Here is a 19,031-nt window from a genome sequence, read left to right on the forward strand (position 1 = left end):
GAGTATTCTTAACAATAATCATTCAGATATATCTGATTACATGAAAACATCTATTAAATCTATTAAAAAGTATAAAGACTATATAAAAAATACATTTGAATGTGATTATACAAACGGATTAATTGAAGGAATTAATAATAAAATTAAAGTAATAAAAAGGATTGCATTTGGCTACAAAAGCTTTTTTCATTTCAAGAATAGAATACTTATAAGTCAAAATTTACTAAAGTTAAAAGCCGTCTAAAACCTATTCGGTTTTAAACGGCCAACAATTAACTTTGTGATTCTCTTTACCAACACTATTTGACAAAGAACCTGTTAATTACAACAATCTTTTATTTCACTATATAAACTTTCTCGGTATAAATCCTACCTTTTTATAAACTTTTCTTAGAGTTTTTCTAGCAACTGCTTCCGCTTTATTAGCACCCTGAGCATAAATATTCTCTAAATAATCTTTATTTTTCAATAAATCATTGTATTTTTCCCTTACAGGTCTTAAGCTTTCTATTATGACTTCAGCTAAATCATTTTTAAATTCTCCGTATCCTTTTCCCTCATACATAGTTTCTATTTCTTGAACAGTTTTTTTAGAAAGTTTAGAATAAATATCTATTAAATTTTTTATTCCTGGTTGCTCATCAGAATACCTTACTACTCCAATTGAATCTGTTACTGCTCTTTTTACTTTTCTAAATATTGAATCAGGATCGTCTACCATTCCTATATACGCATTTTCATTCTCATCTGATTTTGACATTTTCTTTGTAGGTTCTTGAAGACTCATTATTCTTGCTCCTACTTTAGATATATACGGCTCTGGAATTTTAAATGTTTCACTATATCTATTATTAAATCTTTGAGCTAAATTTCTAGCGAGTTCTAAATGTTGCTTTTGATCATCTCCTACCGGAACAAAATCTGCTTGATAAAGTAAAATATCAGCTGCCATTAATGTTGGATATGTAAATAATGCAGAATTTAAATTCGCTTCACTTTTCTTAGATTTATCTTTAAACTGAGTCATTCTATTAAGTTCTCCCATATAAGTAATGGAATTTAATATCCAAGCTAACTCAACATGTGCACTCACATGCGATTGAATAAATATAGTATTTTTTTCAGGATCTAATCCACTTGCTATATACTGAGCAATAGCTTCTAATGAATTTCTTCTCAACTTAGCAGCCTCTTGAGGTACAGTAATCGCATGTAAATCCGCTATAAAATAATAACAGTCATATTCATCCTGAAGAGATACCCAATTGTTAATGGCTCCTATATAATTACCAAGAGTCAATTTTCCCGATGGCTGAACTCCACTTAATATTACTTTTTTTCCACTCATCAAGCAACCTCCTCTCAATCTTTTATTATATCTTTTTAATCATGTTAAGCACAATATCTTTTGAATTATGTGCCGCTTTATTTACAAACTCATTAAAATTCACATCTGCACTACCATCAGCTTTATCAGACATAGCTCTTATTATTACAAAAGGTACATTATTCAAATAACAAGTATGTCCAATAGCAGCACCTTCCATTTCTGTACAATATCCATTAAGTTGATTAACTAGTTTTTCCTTTATCTCTTTATTGCTCACAAATATATCACCCGAAACTACTCTTCCCTTTAAAACTTTATGACCTTTGACAATTTCCACACTTGAATCATAAGCTATTTTAACTAATCTATCATCAGCTTTAAATACAGAAGTTTCCATTCTAGGAATTATACCTAATTCATGTCCAAATGCTGTTACATCAAAATCATGATGAAGAGTATCTGTAGATATTACTATATCAAATACATCAAGTTCATCGTGAAGTGCTCCTGCAACTCCTGTATTTATAACAGCTCCAACATTAAATTCACTTATAAGTATTTGAGTACAAAGCGCAGCATTTACTTTACCTATTCCACATCTCACTAAAATTACACTTTTATCTTCTAATTTTCCTACATAAAATTTCAAAGAAGCTTTTTCTATTGTTTCTTCTATATTCATCAATTCTTTAAGTATATCTACTTCTTCATCCATGGCTCCTATTATACCAATCCTATTCATTTTTATTCCTCCTATTTGCAATACTTTTATTTTAAGATAAAAGCGCTCCATAAAAGGAGCACCTTTATTAATTTACTTTTTCTATTTTTATTCCAGTTTCATGATCATTCAAATTGTACTTTTCAAAATTATCATCAGATGTTTCTTCTATACTCACTGCTAAAGTTTCACTCATTATATAATCTCTATGAATTTCAACAGCTTTAGATATATCTTTATCTCCACTAAAATAAATTTTAATATTATCCATCATTTCATAATTATTATTTTTTCTCATTTGCTGTACTTTAGATATAAACTCTCTTGCATATCCTTCATTTATAAGTTCATCTGTTAAAGTAGTATCTAAAATTACAAATAAATTATTTTCCATTGAAACATTAAATCCTTCTTTTGCAGAAATATTTACTAAAACATGATCTTTTGTAACTTCAAATTTTTCTCCTTCAATATCTAAAGATACACTTTCTCCATTTTCTAATTTAGGAACTACAACTGATGCATCAAGCTGTGATAAAGCTTTACTAAATACTTTAAGCTTTGATCCAAGTACAGGTCCTAAAACCTTAAAATTTGGTTTTAAACTAAAATTCATGTATTCATTTAAATTTTTAGCAAACACTACTTCTTTAACATTTAATTCTTCTTTAATGAGTTCTACAAGATCATCTATTAATTCTTCATACTTACCATCTATTAAAACTTTTTGTATTGGCTGACGCACTTTTATTCTAACATTTTCTCTTGATGCTCTACCAAGAGTAACTAAATTTTTAACTAAATCCATTTTTTCTTCCACTTTTAAGTCTATAAGTTCTCTATTAACTCTTGGATATTCACTTAAATGAACTGAAAATTCACCAGTAAGTTTTTTATACATTTCTTCTGAAATATATGGAGCAAATGGAGCTACCATTTGTGATAATTGAACTAATATTTCATAAGTTGTATTATAAACAGCCTTTTTATCTTCAGTAAGCTCAGTAGTCCAAAAACGTCTACGAGAACGTCTTATATACCAATTTGAAAGGTCTTCATTTACAAATTCTTGAATATCTCTAACTGCTTTTGTTAAATCAAATACATTTAAATACTCCTCTACTCTTACTTTTAAATTATTAAATTTAGATAAAATCCATCTATCAAGTTCAGGTCTATCCTTGTATTCTACAAAGAAATCATTAGGATTTATTTCATCTGTATTTGCATATAACGTAAAGAAATTATATACATTTTTAATAGTTCCAAAGAATTTGCTTTGAACTTCTTTAAGTCCTTCTACATCAAATCTTGTTGGTGTCCATGGCGGTGATACATAAAGTAAATACCATCTTAAAACATCTGCACCGTATTTATCAAATAATTCAAATGGATTAATAGTATTTCCTCTAGATTTAGACATCTTTTTGCCATCTTTATCAAGTATTAAATCAGTAACTAATACCCTCTTATAAGGAGCTACTCCTTTTACAAAAGTCGATATCGCAAGTAATGAATAGAACCAACCTCTAGTTTGGTCAATTCCTTCACATATAAAATCAGCAGGGAATAACTCATCAAAATTTTCTTTATTTTCAAAAGGATAATGGTGTTGAGCATACGGCATTGCTCCACTGTCAAACCAACAATCTATTACATCTTTAACTCTAGACATAGTTTTTCCGCACTTACTACATTTTATATGAACATTATCTATATAAGGTCTATGAAGTTCTATACTTTCATCTATATCTTCTATAGCCTTTTCTACTAGTTCTTTTCTCGAACCTATAGATTCTTTATGTCCACATTCACATGTCCAAATGTTAAGAGGAGTTCCCCAATATCTACTTCTAGATATAGCCCAGTCATTTAAATTTTCAAGCCAATTTCCAAAACGCTTTTCTCCTACAAATGAAGGATACCATTCAACTGTATTATTATTTTCTATAAGTTTATCTTTAAGCTTTGTCATCTCTATATACCAACTAGGCTTAGCATAATATAACAATGGAGTTGAACATCTCCAGCAATGCGGATAGTTATGAGCTATTTTTTCTTTTTTGAAAAGTTTCCCTTCAGCATGAAGCCATTTTATGATTTCCACATCTACTCCTTCTTCCATTACAAATTTACCTTTCCATGGAGTAGTTGTAAATTTTCCAGTTTCATCAACAGGCTGAAGCACAGGTAAATCATATTTTCTACCTAAATTATAGTCATCTTCACCAAAAGCAGGAGCAGTGTGTACTATACCTGTACCATCTTCTGTAGTTACATAATCTCCTAATGTTACAAAAAAAGCTTTTTTATCAGTCTTTACAAAAGGCATAATTTGTTCATATTCTATTCCTTCTAACTCTTTACCTTTAAATTCTTCTAAAACTTCAAATTCTCCGTCAATTACCTTTGAAGATAAATTTTTCTCTATATAGTATACTTCATCATTATATTTAACTTTTAAGTAAGTTTCATTAGGATTAACAGTAAGTGCAACATTTGATGGTAATGTCCAAGGTGTAGTTGTCCAAACAAGGAAATATTCATCTACATCTTTTCTCTTAAATTTAACTATAACTGTATTTGTCTTTACTTCTTTATACCCTTGAGCAACTTCATGAGATGCAAGTCCAGTTCCACATCTTGAACAATACGGAAGTATTTTATGTCCCTCATATATATATCCTTCTTTATTAAATTTATCAAGAATCCACCAAACACTTTCTATATAATTATTATCAAGAGTTATATACGGATTATCAAGGTCTATTTCATAAGCCATACGCTCTGTCATTTCTCTCCATAGCTTTTCATATGAAAAAACTGATTCTCTACATTTTTCGTTGAATTTATCTATACCATAATCTTCAATCGCCTGTTTATCTTTAAGATTTAACTGCTTTTCAACTTCTATTTCAACAGGAAGACCATGCGTATCCCATCCCGCTTTTCTTTTTACCTGATAACCAGTCATAGTTTTATATCTACAAACAGAATCTTTTAATGTTCTAGCCATGACATGATGAATTCCAGGTTTTCCATTTGCAGTTGGTGGTCCTTCGAAAAATACAAAAGAAGGCTTATCCTTTCCGTATTCTAGTGTTTTTTCTAATATATTTACTTTTTTCCAAAATTCAGATATTTGTTTTTCGCTTTCTACAACTGAATTTACTAATGACTCAAATTTCTTCATATATTTCACCCTTTCTTATATATTTATTATTCCATTATTTTTTATTTTAAATTATACAAAAATCACAAAAAACCTCGTCCCGAAAAGGGACGAGGTAATTCCCCGTGTTACCACCCTAATTGCCATAGTGAACTCTCTCCCACTTGCTCACGCTTAGGCTATATCTAACAAATATAAAATCTTAACATGGCATCTCATTTAATTTAACGGCTTTACCGGCTCAGCTTACTCATTATTACTTTCAGCCTGCAGCTCTGGGGTGATTTTCTATTTTATAGATTTACTGACTTCTCAGCAACCGTCAGCTCTCTGTAAAATCATCTAAAATATACTCTTCCCCTTCACAGCTTTTAAAATATTCAATTAATATTTAAAATATTTATTAGCATTTTATAATAAATTTTTACTTTAGTCAATATTTTTTATTAATCTATATCGTCAAATGTTTGATCTATAGTTTTTATTTCACTTTCAAGAAGCGATTTAAATTTTCCTCTAAACAGTTTAAATGCCTTTCTAGTTTCTTCATATTCCTTTCTAATTTCTATAACTTGATTATTTGCCTCTTCTATTATTTTTCTAGCCTTAAGTTCTGCTTCTTCTATTATTAACTGTGCTTTTTTAGAAGCATTAGAATTTACTTCTTCAGCTGTATTCTGAGCAATTATAAGAGTATTTTTTAATGTCTCTTCAATATTTTTATATTTATTAACTTGTTCACTAAGCATATTTAATTTATCTTTTAATTCTATATTTTCTTTATATAACTTTTCAAAATCTTCTTTAACTTCATCTAAAAATTCATCTACTTCCTCTTCTTTATATCCTCTTAAACTTCTTTTAAATTCCTTATTTTCTATGTCTAATGGAGTTATCATACCCAAACCTCCTATAGTATTATTTTTGCCTTGACTTTTACTCGTCCTTTTTTAGTATAATTTCCTATTTCTGATATTATAGCTCTTCCTCTTCCCTTTACAGATATTAAAGATCCCTCTTTAACAGCTTTAGAAGTCGTATTTACAAGTTCAAAATCAATATAAACTTTTTGAGATAATACAATTTTACTGCTCTCTTGTCTTGATAAGTTATATATACCTGATATTATACAATCTAATCTTTGAGAAGAAACTGTAAAACTCACTTCTTTATATTCTGGTTCAGAATACTTTATATCTGAAATGTCTATTTCCTTTATTTTCACACTATTGTTTCCTACTTTATTTAAGTTCAATAACAAAAAATCACATATATCTTTTTTAACTATTACTTGACAAAAATCTTTATGTATTATTATATCTCCAATTTTTTCTCTTTTAATACCAAGACCTAATATAGCTCCTAAATAATCTCTATGAGATATTTCTTTAAATTTAAAATTGCCTGTTATCTCCAAAACCTTTATAGGTATGTCCAAATCTTGCTCAAATATATAATACGGATATATATATATTACTTTCCTTTCTGATTTTTCATATCCTCCATATATAGAATATTTTATATCATCTACAGCATTTAGTATAGATATTGCATTTTTTATTTCATAAGGATTTAAAAAATCAGTACACCTATAATCATGATTTTTTAACACTCCTATAGCTTTGTCTATTACTTTATACAAAGTATTTTTAAGCTCTAAGTCTTTTATGTGATTTGTAATTCTTTCTTTATCTACCATCTAAAAAACTACTCCTATTAATATTCTAACTAATATTAGATATACAATTTTTATTAAAAAATATGCAATTATTGGTGAAATATCTATTGGTCCTGTATTAAAATATCTAAACATCAACTCTCTAATCGGTTCAAGTATTGGTTCTGTTATAGAGTAAATAGTATCATAAAATCTAGAATATCTAGCATTTGGAATCCAAGACATAATTACTCTGATTAAAATCATAAGTTCTAAAAATTCCACAAAATAACCTAATGCTCTAATTATAATCCACATAAATTATTCTCCTTTTAGCTTTTATTTTTGCCATGGAAATAATCCCTTATTTTCAAGCTCCTTTTTTATATTTCCATCTATATCTATATTACTAGGAGCTAATATGAATATACCCTTAGATACTTTTTGAATACTTCCATCTAAAGCATACACTGCACCACTTATAAAGTGAAATATATTCTTAACAAGTTCTACATCTTCTATATTTTCAAGATTGACAATAACAGCTTTTCTATTTTTTAAATTATCTACTATGGAAGCTGCTTCATCGTATTCTTGTGGTTCGTGTATCATTACTTTCATTTGAGTAGTAGCATGTATATTAACTATTTTATTATTTAATTTAGAACTCGTTCTTTGATTAAAAGATAAAACTTCATCTTCTTGTTCTTCTTCATATTCTTCTTCTTCCTCGTATTCTTCAAATCCCATAAATCTCTTAACTTTATCTACAAATTTATCCGACATATTTATAACCTCCCTATTTCATATAATTTCTCTTTCCAAATATAGAAGTTCCTATTCTAACCATATTAGACCCTTCTTCTATTGCAATCTTAAAATCATTACTCATTCCCATAGATAAATAATCCATGTATACATTCTCTAAATTTAATTTTTTTATTTCATTCGATAAATCTTTCAACTCTCTAAAATATATTCTAGCATCTTCTGGATTATCAACATATGGTGCCATGGTCATAAGTCCTTTTATTTTTATATTCTTAAAATTATTTGATATATTTTTTATAAATTCAACAGCATCCTCTTTATAAATACCATGCTTACTTTCTTCTTTTGAAATATTTACTTGAACTAAACAATCAACTACCTTGTTTATAGACTTAGCTCTCTTATCTATCTCCTTACATAAAGATAATCTATCTAATGAATGTATCATATCTACTTTATCAATTATATATTTTACTTTATTAGTCTGTAAAGTTCCTATAAGATGCCATTTCACTTTATTTCCTATTATTTCATATTTTTTAACTAATTCTTGAACCTTATTTTCACCTACATGTTTTATTCCATTTTTTATCGCTTCTTCCATTATAGGTATATCTACAGTTTTTGTAACACCTATTAAAACAATATCTTCTTTATTCCTATTTGCTTTAATACAAGCATTTTCAATATCCTTTAACACATCATTTAAATTTTCCTTTATGTAACTCAAAGTTTTAACACCTACCTTACTTTTTGACCTTCTTTAATATTTTTAGGATTTAAAATTAATTCATCATATAAATCTACAGTATCTATTCTATTTTTTTTAATATCTGTATAATTCAAGACAACATATTCATTATTTTCCCCTAAAATACTTTTCAATTCTTTAAAAACAGCATTTCCCGTCTCTGAAATTACATACACTCCCTTTTTACCTTTTTTAGTTGTAATTGCATTTTTAGGGATTTTTATGCCACTTATTCGTTTGTATGTTATTTTAAAATCACTAACCCGCTGACTATAAAAATCTATTTTATCCTCATTTATTTCAAACACCGCTATGTATTTTCCCAATTTATCTTTATATAAATATTTAACTATTCCAGAAAAAGTTTGCTTACCTTTTTCAATTTTAACCTTTTTATTCACTTTAAATTTATCTTTTTCATTTTTATCCAAAACAACAGCTATATACCACATATGATTGTTTACTATTTTTGCAATAGGATTTCCAACTTCTACAGTTTGATTATCTTTAACTATCTTATTTTTATTATTTTTAATATTTAACAAATACTCTGAATCTAATTTATCTAAAGAAGAAACTTTAAGTATTTCTTCAAGTCCATCTGCATTAAAAGAAACAACTCCTGCTTCATCAGCTAAAACGAGATTTATTGAATTATTAATTTTATTTTCAAGAATAACTTTTTCTTCTTCTAAAGTTTTTAAATTTTTTCCAACAATACTTTTTTCTCCCCAAATTAAACTTTTTTTGTCTATAACATAGAGAAGATCTTCCTTTAAGTTTTGTATGTTTTTTATATCCTTATTTATTATTTTATTTTTTATTTCTGATCTTAACATATGTATACTTCTATTTATTTTCTCCATATCTTTTTTTAAAATTTCTTCATCTCTATTTATTTTTATTCCTTCAATTCTCCGATTTAATGTGTCAAGCTTTTCTTTAAGTTTAGGATTTATTTTTTTTATCTCTATTTCTGCAATTTTTTCATTTTTAGGTATTCTTTTTCCTTCATTTACAAAATAACTTATTTGTCCCGATGCTTTTGAAAAAATAAGTTTCTCATTTCTTATTATTACTCCTGACTTTTCTATAGATTCTGCTAAATTTCCATACTCTACTGTAGCTATTGGTATTACAGAATTAAATATGTTATTGATAAGTTTTAAAAAAATATATATAAAAACACCTAAAATTATAACATAATTAAATCTAATTTTTCTTTTTTTCTTTTTTTTTGCCTTCACTTTAGTCAAAAAAATCACCTCATATAAATTAATAATTCTTCAAAAGTTTTATTTATCCTCTTATAATTTTATATTTAATAAAAATATACATTTAGAAAAAAAAGGGTTTAGAACAGAGATATCTACTCTAAACCCTTTTAACTAATAAAATTATATCAACATTTTATTAAAAGTCAAGAAAAAAGGAACTTAAAAATAAGCTCCTATCTACAATATTATAGTTATTAAATTAGCACTTCCCTCATTTATTATTTTTTGAAGTGTTTTTTGCATTTTAACTCTTACATCTTCAGGCATCATAAACAACTTATTTTGAAGCTGTTCTTTTACTAAATCATGAAGTGATTTTCCAAACATATTAGATTTCCATATTTCTTCTGGATTTTCTTCAAATCCTTCTAATAAGTATTTTACTAATTCCTCACCTTGTTTTTCCGTTCCAACTACAGGTGAAACTTCTGTAGTAATATCCGCTCTAATTAAATGAATTGATGGAGCTTTTGCTCTAAGTCTTACTCCATATTGATTTCCTTTTCTAACTTTTTCAGGAATATCAAGGGTTAATTCATCAAGTGACGGAGGAACCAGTCCATATCCTTTAGTTCTAACATCATTTAATGCAGTTTCTACTTTATCATACTCTGCTTTAATTTTAGATAATTTAGTAATTAAATTAAGCAACTGATGCTCTCCTTCTATTTTAAACCCAGTCTTTTCTTCAAGTATGTTATAAAATAAGTCTTGTCTAGTTTCTAATTTTACATTTACTACTCCTTCACCTAAACCCACATCGTCTAAACAACACCCCTCTAAAAATTCCATACTTTTGAATTTATTGACGATATTTTGAACATCTCTTATTTTATTTATATCTTCTAAACTATCTTTTATCACTTTAATTATATTGCTTTTAATCCAATGATTTTTTTCAAGACCTTCTACCCATTTTGGTAAATTTATATTTATTTCTCTCAAAGGAAAATCAAATAATATACTTTCCATTATATATTCTATATTTTCTAAATCCATATTCAATATATCAACAGGTATTACGGACATTTTATATTTTTCTTCTAATTCTCTTTTTAAATTTAAAGTACTTTCATCATCAGGATGAATTGTATTCAATATTATAGTAAATGGCTTATTTAATTCTTTTAATTCATTTATAACTCGTTCTTCAGATGGAATATAATTTTTTCTATCTATTCCTGTTATACTTCCATCTGTTAACACTACAACTCCTATAGTTGAATGTTCTTTTATAACTTTTTTAGTTCCTATTTCTGCCGCCATTTCAAAAGGAATTTGCTTTTCCATCCAAGGAGTAGATACCATTCTCTCTTTTCCATCTTCCTCATGTCCTAACGCTCCATCTACTAAATAACCTACACAGTCAACCATTCTTATTTTCATTCTAAGTTTTTCTTTAAGCTTTATTTCAATTCCATCAGCTGGAACAAATTTTGGCTCTACAGTCATTATCGTCTTTCCTGTACCACTTTGAGGAAGTTCATCTCTTGTTCTTTCTCTTTTATATTCATTTTCAATATTAGGTATAACTAACAATTCCATAAACTTTTTTATAAATGTAGACTTTCCTGTTCTTACAGGACCTACCACCCCTATATAAATATCTCCTTGAGTCCTTTTCAAAATATCTTCATATATATTATTGTTCATAATTACCCCTCCCGCTTTAAATTCTTAATAAATATATATTACTTTAAGAGTATTAATATTACTCTAAATAAAAAAGTCTTTATGCTAAAAATTTAAAAAATAAAAAACCGCATTGTTTTTCATCTAAAAACAACGCGGTTTTGAAAATAATATTTAAAAATTAAACTTTTCATCAATTACAACTTCTTCCATTTCATGTTTTTTGCTTCTAAGCATTAAATTTATAACAGATTCCTTTACATCTTTATTTTCATATAAAACTTCATATATCTCCTTAGTTATAGGCATATCTACACCATATTTTATAGATAAATTATACGCTACTTCTGTAGCTGTTATTCCTTCTACAACCATTTTTATTTCTTTCAACGTTTCTTCTAATGTCTTCCCTTGTCCTATTAGTATACCCGCTCGCCTATTTCTACTATGCATACTAGTACATGTAACTATTAAATCTCCTATTCCCGAAAGTCCTGAAAAAGTACTTGCATGAGCCCCCATGGCAACTCCTAATCTTCCTATTTCTCTAATTCCCCTTGTCATTAAAGCGGCTTTTGTATTATCTCCATATCCAAGCCCATCACACATGCCTGCACCAAATGCTATTATATTTTTAAGTGCCCCACCAAGCTCTACTCCAATTACATCTGGATTTGTATATACTCTAAATTTTGGATTTATAAAAGTATCTTGCACATATTCAGCTATTTTTATATCTTCTGATGCCACTACAACCGTAGTTGGCATGTCTTTAGAAACCTCCTCAGCATGAGAAGGTCCTGATAGTATAACATAATTATTGTATGGAAGTTCCTCTTTAACAACCTGTGATATTCTTAAATTAGTACCTTTTTCAAATCCTTTTGCTACATTTACTATAATTTGATCTTTATTAGTAAAATCTTTTATAGATTTTAAAATTTTTCTAACACCTTGCGATGCCACTGCTAATACTATTATTTTAGAATTTGTTACAGCTTCTTTTATATCTAATGTTAAATTTACATTGTTAGGCAATAAAACTCCTGGAAGATACTTTAAATTTTCTCTAGTCTTTATCATACTTTCATATTGTTTTTCATTTCTCATCCAAAGACTAACTTCATAACCTTTTTTAGATAATAAAATTGCAAGCGCACTACCCCAACTACCAGCACCTAACACACAAATCTTTTCCATAAAAACACCTTCCTAATTTATCTTATTTCAACTTTTTGCCCTATCTTTCTTTCCGTCTTATTTATAAGCCTTTTTATATTAGCTCTATGTGTAAATAATATTAAAAACATCAAAGCTAAAGATAAAATAAATTCATTTTTCCCCTTAAAAAACATAAAAAATGGAAAAGAACATATCCCTAAAATTGATCCAAGAGATACATATCTGCTCTTATATATAATAATTATACCTAATAATATAGAAAAAATAGCCTGTAACGGATATATTGCTACCATTGAACCAAGTGTTGTTGCTACACCTTTTCCCCCTTTAAATTTTAAAACAATAGGCCAATTATGCCCCAAAACCACAAATAAAGCAGAAATTAAAGCTGCATTATTTCCTCCTATTTTAAATCCTATAAGTACTGCTAATGCTCCCTTTAAACCATCACCTAAAAAAGTCAATAACGCTGCTTTTTTTCCCAATGTCCTAAGTACATTTGTAGTACCAGCATTTCCTGAACCATATTGTCTTATATCTATTTTTGCCATGGTTTTACCTATTACATAAGATGTTGAAAAATTTCCCAAGAAATAAGAAATCAAAGCGGATAACAAATAATTATTCATACAACTTATCTCTTCCTTTCTTTTTCTTTGTAATTAAATCTTATAGGCGTTCCTTCAAATCCAAAATTCTCCCTTATTTTATTTTCTAAATATCTTTGATAAGAAAAATGAGTAAGTTTTTTATCATTTATAAACAACGTAAAGTTAGGAGGTTTTATAGAAGTCTGTGTAGCATAATAAATTTTTAAGCGCTTGCCTTTATCAGAAGGTGGCTGATTTAAAAGCACTGCTTCCCCTATAACATCATTTAAAGCCCCAGTATGTACTCTTTTTGAATGCTCATTAGATACATATTTTATCTTTGGTAATATTTTATGCATTCTTTGATTAGTTTTTGCAGAAACAAATAATATCGGTGCATACATCATAAAAGGAAGTTTTTCTCTTATCTGTTTTACAAACATATTCATTGTTTTATCATCTTTTTCTACTAAATCCCATTTATTAATTACAATTATACTAGATTTTCCTTCATCATGCGCTATACCAGCTACCTTAGTATCCTGCTCTGTTACTCCCTGTGTTGCATCAATTACTATAAGAGCAACATCAGCTCTTTCTACTGCTGTAATAGATCTTAACACACTGTACTTTTCAATATTTTCACTTACTTTACTCTTTCTTCTTATACCAGCTGTATCTATTAATAAATATTTATCTTCTCCATCTTCAAAATAAGTATCTATCGCATCTCTTGTAGTTCCAGCTATAGGACTTACTATTACCCTTTCTTCACCTAATATATTATTCAATATAGAAGATTTTCCTGCATTAGGCTTTCCAACTATTGCTACCTTTATAATATCTTCGTCATACTCAGTATCTAATCCTTCTGGAAAATTCTTAATAACTTCATCTAATAAATCTCCTATTCCTAATCCAATTGAAGCAGATATCTCTATTGGATCACCTAATCCTAACTCATAAAAATCGTAATAATGTTCAGATTGTTCTTTACTATCTACCTTGTTTAAAACTAATAAAACTGGTTTGTTTGTTTTTCTAAGCATTTGAGCTATTTCTCTATCATCATTAGTAAGTCCATGCTTACCATCAACAATAAACAATATTACATGAGCCATATCCATGGCAAGTTCAGCTTGAGTTCTCATTTGAGAAAGTATTATATCATCACTTTCAGGCTCTATACCTCCTGTATCAATTAATGTAAAATACTTATTTAACCACTCAACCTCTGTATATATTCTATCTCTAGTTACTCCAGGTGTATCTTCTACTATCGCAATTCTTTTTCCAGCTAATTTATTAAACAAAGTGGATTTCCCAACATTAGGTCTCCCAACTATAGCTACTATAGGTCTACTCATTATAAATCTCTCCTTTCTTTTACCCTATCATTTTTTTTACAAAATCTTTTCCTTCATTTTTAGCAGGAAATACTTTTATATTTAATTTCATTTCAAGTTCATCTAAAGTCATATTATCGAGAAAAATATCTTCATCTGATTTAAGCATTGATTTTGGAATAATAAGCCTACTGCCTAAATCCTTTCCCTTTAACTGCTTAATCAAATCTGTTGCAGTAATAAGCCCAGAAACTGTTATACTTTCTCCAAAATATTCATTTTTTATCTTATAAACATTTATCTTCAATCCTTGTATATTTTTCATAACTTTACACGAAATACTTTTTATAAATTCAAATGCAGATTCTCCTGTAGCAATAGAAACTACCTTTTCTTTATTTAATTTAATAAATGTCTTTTTCAAATAATTGTCCACATCTCTTTCAAATTTAGAAATTAACCCTACACCATTTTCTATTTGAGGAAAACCTTCATAACTTTCATAATCAGGCATTTTTTCCTTTGCCATTATATAAAATTCATCAGATAAAAACACAAACCTAGTTCCTAATGTCTCTAAAAATTTTTTTTGAAATTTAGTTATTTTATCAATTACATATTTAGAACTTTCCTTGTCAAACTCTTTTAAATTATAAAGTCCTTCTCTAAACTTAGTAAGCCCTACCGGAACAATTGCAACACTTTTCACATGAGGATATAATTTAGATAAATCTAAAAGAGTTCTATCCAAATTTTCTTTATCATTTACCCCAGGACAAAGTACTATTTGACAATTCATATCAATTGATGCCTCTGCTAGCTTTTTCATTATATCATATATTTTACCCGCATTTTTATTATTTAACATTTTAACTCTTAAATTTGGATCAGTAGTATGTACAGATATATTTACAGGACTTATCCTATATTTTATCATTTTTTGTATATCATCTTCACTCATGTTTGTAAGAGTTATAAAATTCCCCTGTAAAAAAGAAAGTCTAGAATCATCGTCTTTAAAATAAAGTGTCTTTCTCATACCTTTTGGAAGTTGATCTATAAAACAAAATATACACTTATTCCTACAACTCCTAGCTTTATCTATGATGGGATTTATAAATTCTATCCCTAAGTCTTCATCATATTCTTTTTCTATTTCATATATGTAAATTTCTCCATTTCTTTTTTGTATTTCTACTTCCAAATACTCATCTGAAATTAAAAATTTATATTCAATAATATCTTGTATTTTTTGATTATTTATACTTAAAAGTATATCTCCTTTTTCTATACCAATTTCCTCAGCTATACTATTTTTTTGAATGTTGCTTATTACATTTCTCATTTCAGTATATTTTATCTCCAAAGTCATCACCACTCTCAAAATAATATGTCAAGTTATATTATCATGTAATACATTAAATAGTCAAGATAAGAAAAGGTACCTTTTAAGGTACCCTAGTGCTTAACTATTATAAAAGTATCATTTTCTACATCATGAACCATACCTCTCATACATTTAGATATTATTAAAGATCTTCTTTCTAATTCATCTCTATTATCGACATAAAATATAGGAACTGTATTAGATACCATTTTTTTATCCACAGTAACTATAGCAAGTATACACTCATTTATACCTACATCCATAACTATTCCCTACCTTTCAAAAAACTCGTTTTTCCTTTTGCAGATTCTATAACGGGAGTATTTTTTATTATTTGTACAAGTAAACTTTCATCCTTTTTAATAGGTATTATAGGCATAACTATACTTTCATTTTTAGGATTTCTTCTGACAATAGGCGTAAAATCTGGCTCATCAACATCCTTTTTTATTCCAAGCTGTACACAAACATTATGTGCAATAGCTTGTCTCTGTCCTAAATTAAACAAAATTCCTATATTATTAGGATCTTTTGGAATTATTTCAACTGCAAGACCCTCTTTTAAATACCTTTCCCTTGAAGAAGATAACCCAACATTCATAATAACAACACCATTTACTGTAAGCAATGGTCCATCAAAACTTATTTTAGCTGGTATTACATCAGCTATTTCCCCAATTTTATCTCGTGTCAATACAGCCTTAAGAAAATTAGCTACCATAATTCCAACTAAAACAGATGCAACAACAGCTACTAAATTGTTTAAATTAAAAATATTTGAACAAATGTAAAACACTATTCCCGTAGATAAAGCAGTAAGAATTGCCATATAATTTCTTGCTTCAAAAGCCTTTGCAATATCTTCAATATATGCAGTTCCCCTTTGAACAAGCTCTGTACTTTCTATATTATCTAAACTTTGCCTCTCCATATTTCTAACATCTCTAAACTGCTGTGCAGCCAACGCTAAAAAAGTAACTGCTGAAAATTCTTTTTCTGCTAACGCTGGAACAGCTACAGCACCCAAAGCAGATGCAATTATTCCTAATGTTATATGAGATACAAAACCCTGAGGATAAGTAGGATATTGTCTATAATCAAGTCTCATCATATAAAGTCTAGCTACTATTCCCATTATAAATGAACATGTAATTAAATATATATAATTATTCACGCTATCACTCCTTATAGTTTTTATTTTTTCAAAAAAAAAATAAAAATTTCCTTGTAAAATAAGGAAATATTTATTTTGGAATAAAAACTATAAATTCTGTTCCTTCATTCAATTTGCTTTTTACTTCTATATTTCCATTTAAAGATATAACTATATGTTTTACAATAGCAAGTCCAAGACCTGTTCCTCCTATTTTTCTACTTCTAGCTTTATCCACTCTATAAAATCTTTCAAATATTCTCGATATTTCTTCATTAGGTATTCCAATTCCAGTATCTTTAACAGATATTTTTATATTCTTATTATCATCATCTACTAAAACTCTTACACTTCCATTTTCAGGTGTATATTTAATAGCATTGTCTATTAAATTCAAAAAAATCTGTTTAATATAATCTTTATTCGTGTTTAAATATATATCTTTATTCGAAAAACTATAAGTATACTCTATATTTTTATTTCTCGCTAAATTAAAAGTAAGATCAAATACCTCCTTAAATGCCAAAAATAAATTCACTTCTTCATATTTATCATTTCTATTATTTTCAATAAAAGATAAAAGCAATATATCATCAATAAGCCTTCTAAGTCTATTTGATTCTGCATTAATTATATCCAAAAATTTATTTCTAGTTTCTATATCAATTTCATTGTTATTTTTTAATGTCTCTATAAAACCATTTATAGAAGTTAATGGAGTTTTAAGTTCATGGGTAACATTAGCTACAAAATCAGATCTTATCTTTTCAGCCATTACAGTTTCCGTTACATCTTCAATGTTAATAATAGATCCTATTATAACATTTTCTGAATTTTTCAATAATATAGGGTCTACTTTTATTTTATAAAACTTATCTTTTTCATCTTCTACTTGCATCTTAGTACTCTTTCTAAGAGGAATTAATTTTTTTATAGAGTTCAATAAAACATCATTTTTTATAACTTTATCAATTTTTTCTCCTTCAAATTTATCCCCCTTATAATCAAAAAATTCTTTTGCCACATCATTAATTAAAAGTATAGTTTCATCATTATCTATAGCTACTATCCCATTAGATATACTCTTTAATATAGACTTTAATTTAATATTTTTATCCTCAAGTTCTTCTATATTATTATTAATTTTAGCTATCATAAAATTAAAATTATTAGATAATCTTCCCAAATCACCACTATATTGATTTTTCAACTTAACAGAAAAATCTCCATTACTCACTTTATTAGATACGAGTATAATTTCTTTTAAATACTTTCTCAATATACTTAAATACCTATATATCAAAATCGATATTATAACAAGTAATAAAACTAATACATATACATCATTATAATTTATTTAAACCACCTCTCTCTATTTTATCTTATATCCAACTCCTCTTATAGTTTCTATATATTTAGGTCTTTTATCATCTTCTTCTATTTTTTTTCTTAAATGTCTTATGTGAACATCTACCGTTCTAGTTTCTCCAAAATACTCATATCCCCATATTTTATCTAATAAAAAATTTCTTGATAAAACTTTGCCCCTATTTTGAATTAATAATTTCAAAAGCTCAAATTCTTTTAATGTCAGATCTATTCTTTCCCCATTTTTTGTAACCTCATAATTTTGAAGATCTATTTTTATTTCCCCCAAATTAATAATATCTCTAGTATCTCCTTTAGTCGAATTATATCTTCTAAGTACAGCATTTACCCTAGCTACTACTTCCTCTACACTAAAAGGTTTTATTATATAATCATCTGCCCCTACTTCAAGCCCTTCTATTTTATCTTTTTCCATAGTTTTTGCAGTAAGCATTATTACGGGTATATTTTTGATATTTTCATCTTTTCTTATTCTTTTTAAAACTTCAATTCCATCCATACTAGGAAGCATTCTATCTAAAAGAATTAAATCTGAATGCATTTCCCTAGCTTTAATAAAACCATCTAATCCATCATAAGCTACTTCAACTTCAAAACCTTTTACTTCTAAATTAAATTTTAAAAGTTCCACTATATTTTCTTCATCATCTATAACAAGTATTTTCCTACTCAT

General features: G+C 27.5%; 19 protein-coding genes and 1 other annotated feature. Of the genes, 1 reads left to right on the forward strand and 18 read right to left on the reverse strand.

The genetic code is table 11. The annotated features are described in order from the left end of the window. A partial coding sequence (locus BUA19_RS04115) for a transposase (RefSeq protein ID WP_143145369.1) occupies positions 1-244 on the forward strand: 244 nt, incomplete at its 5' end. Positions 245-343: 99 nt separating this feature from the next. On the opposite strand, the gene trpS is transcribed toward BUA19_RS04115, so the two are convergent. From trpS to BUA19_RS04205, 18 genes are all read right to left on the reverse strand, one after another. Beyond that, positions 344-1,348 carry a tryptophan--tRNA ligase gene (trpS, locus tag BUA19_RS04120; protein WP_072723985.1) on the reverse strand — a complete coding sequence of 335 codons (1,005 nt, stop codon included), beginning with the start codon at positions 1,346-1,348 and terminating at the stop codon, positions 344-346. Between the two features lie 25 nt (positions 1,349-1,373). Beyond that, entirely contained in the window at positions 1,374-2,072 is a 699-nt protein-coding gene (locus tag BUA19_RS04125; protein ID WP_072723987.1) for a 5'-methylthioadenosine/adenosylhomocysteine nucleosidase, read from the reverse strand. A gap of 67 nt (positions 2,073-2,139) precedes the next feature. Continuing rightward, positions 2,140-5,244 carry an isoleucine--tRNA ligase gene (ileS, locus tag BUA19_RS04130; protein WP_072723989.1) on the reverse strand — a complete coding sequence of 1,035 codons (3,105 nt, stop codon included), beginning with the start codon at positions 5,242-5,244 and terminating at the stop codon, positions 2,140-2,142. Positions 5,245-5,326: 82 nt separating this feature from the next. After that, positions 5,327-5,598 (reverse strand) — a binding site (T-box leader). A 71-nt stretch (positions 5,599-5,669) separates the two neighbouring features. After that, positions 5,670-6,122 carry a DivIVA domain-containing protein gene (locus tag BUA19_RS04135; protein ID WP_072723991.1) on the reverse strand — a complete coding sequence of 151 codons (453 nt, stop codon included), beginning with the start codon at positions 6,120-6,122 and terminating at the stop codon, positions 5,670-5,672. Between the two features lie 11 nt (positions 6,123-6,133). Beyond that, complete coding sequence (locus BUA19_RS04140; RefSeq protein ID WP_072723993.1) at positions 6,134-6,922, reverse strand: YlmH family RNA-binding protein; 789 nt, start codon at positions 6,920-6,922, stop codon at positions 6,134-6,136. Further along, on the reverse strand, positions 6,923-7,198 hold the full coding sequence (locus BUA19_RS04145; RefSeq protein WP_072723995.1) for a YggT family protein: 276 nt from the start codon (positions 7,196-7,198) through the stop codon (positions 6,923-6,925). 21 nt (positions 7,199-7,219) lie between these two features. Further along, positions 7,220-7,666 carry a cell division protein SepF gene (locus tag BUA19_RS04150; protein ID WP_072723997.1) on the reverse strand — a complete coding sequence of 149 codons (447 nt, stop codon included), beginning with the start codon at positions 7,664-7,666 and terminating at the stop codon, positions 7,220-7,222. 13 nt (positions 7,667-7,679) lie between these two features. After that, on the reverse strand, positions 7,680-8,381 hold the full coding sequence (locus BUA19_RS04155; protein WP_072723999.1) for a YggS family pyridoxal phosphate-dependent enzyme: 702 nt from the start codon (positions 8,379-8,381) through the stop codon (positions 7,680-7,682). A gap of 11 nt (positions 8,382-8,392) precedes the next feature. Then, positions 8,393-9,649, reverse strand: a complete 1,257-nt coding sequence (locus BUA19_RS04160; protein WP_242939245.1) for an HlyD family efflux transporter periplasmic adaptor subunit — start codon at positions 9,647-9,649, stop codon at positions 8,393-8,395. Between the two features lie 207 nt (positions 9,650-9,856). Further along, entirely contained in the window at positions 9,857-11,332 is a 1,476-nt protein-coding gene (gene spoIVA / locus BUA19_RS04165) for a stage IV sporulation protein A (RefSeq protein ID WP_072724004.1), read from the reverse strand. A gap of 153 nt (positions 11,333-11,485) precedes the next feature. Beyond that, the gene (locus tag BUA19_RS04170; protein WP_072724007.1) at positions 11,486-12,511 is read right to left on the reverse strand and encodes an NAD(P)H-dependent glycerol-3-phosphate dehydrogenase; all 1,026 of its coding nucleotides are present in this window, start codon (positions 12,509-12,511) and stop codon (positions 11,486-11,488) included. A gap of 17 nt (positions 12,512-12,528) precedes the next feature. Next, positions 12,529-13,122, reverse strand: a complete 594-nt coding sequence (gene plsY / locus BUA19_RS04175; protein ID WP_072724009.1) for a glycerol-3-phosphate 1-O-acyltransferase PlsY — start codon at positions 13,120-13,122, stop codon at positions 12,529-12,531. Positions 13,123-13,127: 5 nt separating this feature from the next. Then, positions 13,128-14,450 (reverse strand): ribosome biogenesis GTPase Der, encoded by a 1,323-nt coding sequence (gene der, locus BUA19_RS04180; RefSeq protein ID WP_143145370.1) that lies wholly within the window; start codon positions 14,448-14,450, stop codon positions 13,128-13,130. 19 nt (positions 14,451-14,469) lie between these two features. Then, a complete protein-coding gene (locus tag BUA19_RS04185) occupies positions 14,470-15,795 on the reverse strand; it encodes a DUF512 domain-containing protein (protein WP_330388997.1) in 1,326 nt (441 codons plus the stop codon). A gap of 92 nt (positions 15,796-15,887) precedes the next feature. Beyond that, positions 15,888-16,079, reverse strand: coding sequence for a capping complex subunit for YIEGIA (locus tag BUA19_RS04190; RefSeq protein ID WP_072724015.1), 192 nt, complete (start codon positions 16,077-16,079; stop codon positions 15,888-15,890). A 2-nt stretch (positions 16,080-16,081) separates the two neighbouring features. Further along, complete coding sequence (locus BUA19_RS04195; protein ID WP_072724018.1) at positions 16,082-16,990, reverse strand: YIEGIA family protein; 909 nt, start codon at positions 16,988-16,990, stop codon at positions 16,082-16,084. A gap of 70 nt (positions 16,991-17,060) precedes the next feature. Next, positions 17,061-18,248 (reverse strand): HAMP domain-containing sensor histidine kinase, encoded by a 1,188-nt coding sequence (locus BUA19_RS04200; RefSeq protein WP_330388998.1) that lies wholly within the window; start codon positions 18,246-18,248, stop codon positions 17,061-17,063. Between the two features lie 93 nt (positions 18,249-18,341). Further along, the gene (locus BUA19_RS04205) at positions 18,342-19,031 is read right to left on the reverse strand and encodes a response regulator transcription factor (RefSeq protein WP_072724022.1); all 690 of its coding nucleotides are present in this window, start codon (positions 19,029-19,031) and stop codon (positions 18,342-18,344) included.

This window comes from Tepidibacter thalassicus DSM 15285, from assembly GCF_900129915.1.
In the GTDB taxonomy this organism is placed as follows: Bacteria; Bacillota; Clostridia; order Peptostreptococcales; family Peptostreptococcaceae; genus Tepidibacter; species Tepidibacter thalassicus.

Coding starts and splice junctions, on each gene's coding strand:
- trpS (WP_072723985.1), bottom strand. CDS start 1,348: ATGAGTGGAAAAAAAGTAATATTAAGTGGAGTTCAGCCATCGGGAAAA.
- BUA19_RS04125 (WP_072723987.1), bottom strand. CDS start 2,072: ATGAATAGGATTGGTATAATAGGAGCCATGGATGAAGAAGTAGATATA.
- ileS (WP_072723989.1), bottom strand. CDS start 5,244: ATGAAGAAATTTGAGTCATTAGTAAATTCAGTTGTAGAAAGCGAAAAA.
- BUA19_RS04135 (WP_072723991.1), bottom strand. CDS start 6,122: ATGATAACTCCATTAGACATAGAAAATAAGGAATTTAAAAGAAGTTTA.
- BUA19_RS04140 (WP_072723993.1), bottom strand. CDS start 6,922: ATGGTAGATAAAGAAAGAATTACAAATCACATAAAAGACTTAGAGCTT.
- BUA19_RS04145 (WP_072723995.1), bottom strand. CDS start 7,198: ATGTGGATTATAATTAGAGCATTAGGTTATTTTGTGGAATTTTTAGAA.
- BUA19_RS04150 (WP_072723997.1), bottom strand. CDS start 7,666: ATGTCGGATAAATTTGTAGATAAAGTTAAGAGATTTATGGGATTTGAA.
- spoIVA (WP_072724004.1), bottom strand. CDS start 11,332: ATGAACAATAATATATATGAAGATATTTTGAAAAGGACTCAAGGAGAT.
- BUA19_RS04170 (WP_072724007.1), bottom strand. CDS start 12,511: ATGGAAAAGATTTGTGTGTTAGGTGCTGGTAGTTGGGGTAGTGCGCTT.
- plsY (WP_072724009.1), bottom strand. CDS start 13,122: ATGAATAATTATTTGTTATCCGCTTTGATTTCTTATTTCTTGGGAAAT.
- der (WP_143145370.1), bottom strand. CDS start 14,450: ATGAGTAGACCTATAGTAGCTATAGTTGGGAGACCTAATGTTGGGAAA.
- BUA19_RS04190 (WP_072724015.1), bottom strand. CDS start 16,079: ATGGATGTAGGTATAAATGAGTGTATACTTGCTATAGTTACTGTGGAT.
- BUA19_RS04205 (WP_072724022.1), bottom strand. CDS start 19,031: ATGAGTAGGAAAATACTTGTTATAGATGATGAAGAAAATATAGTGGAA.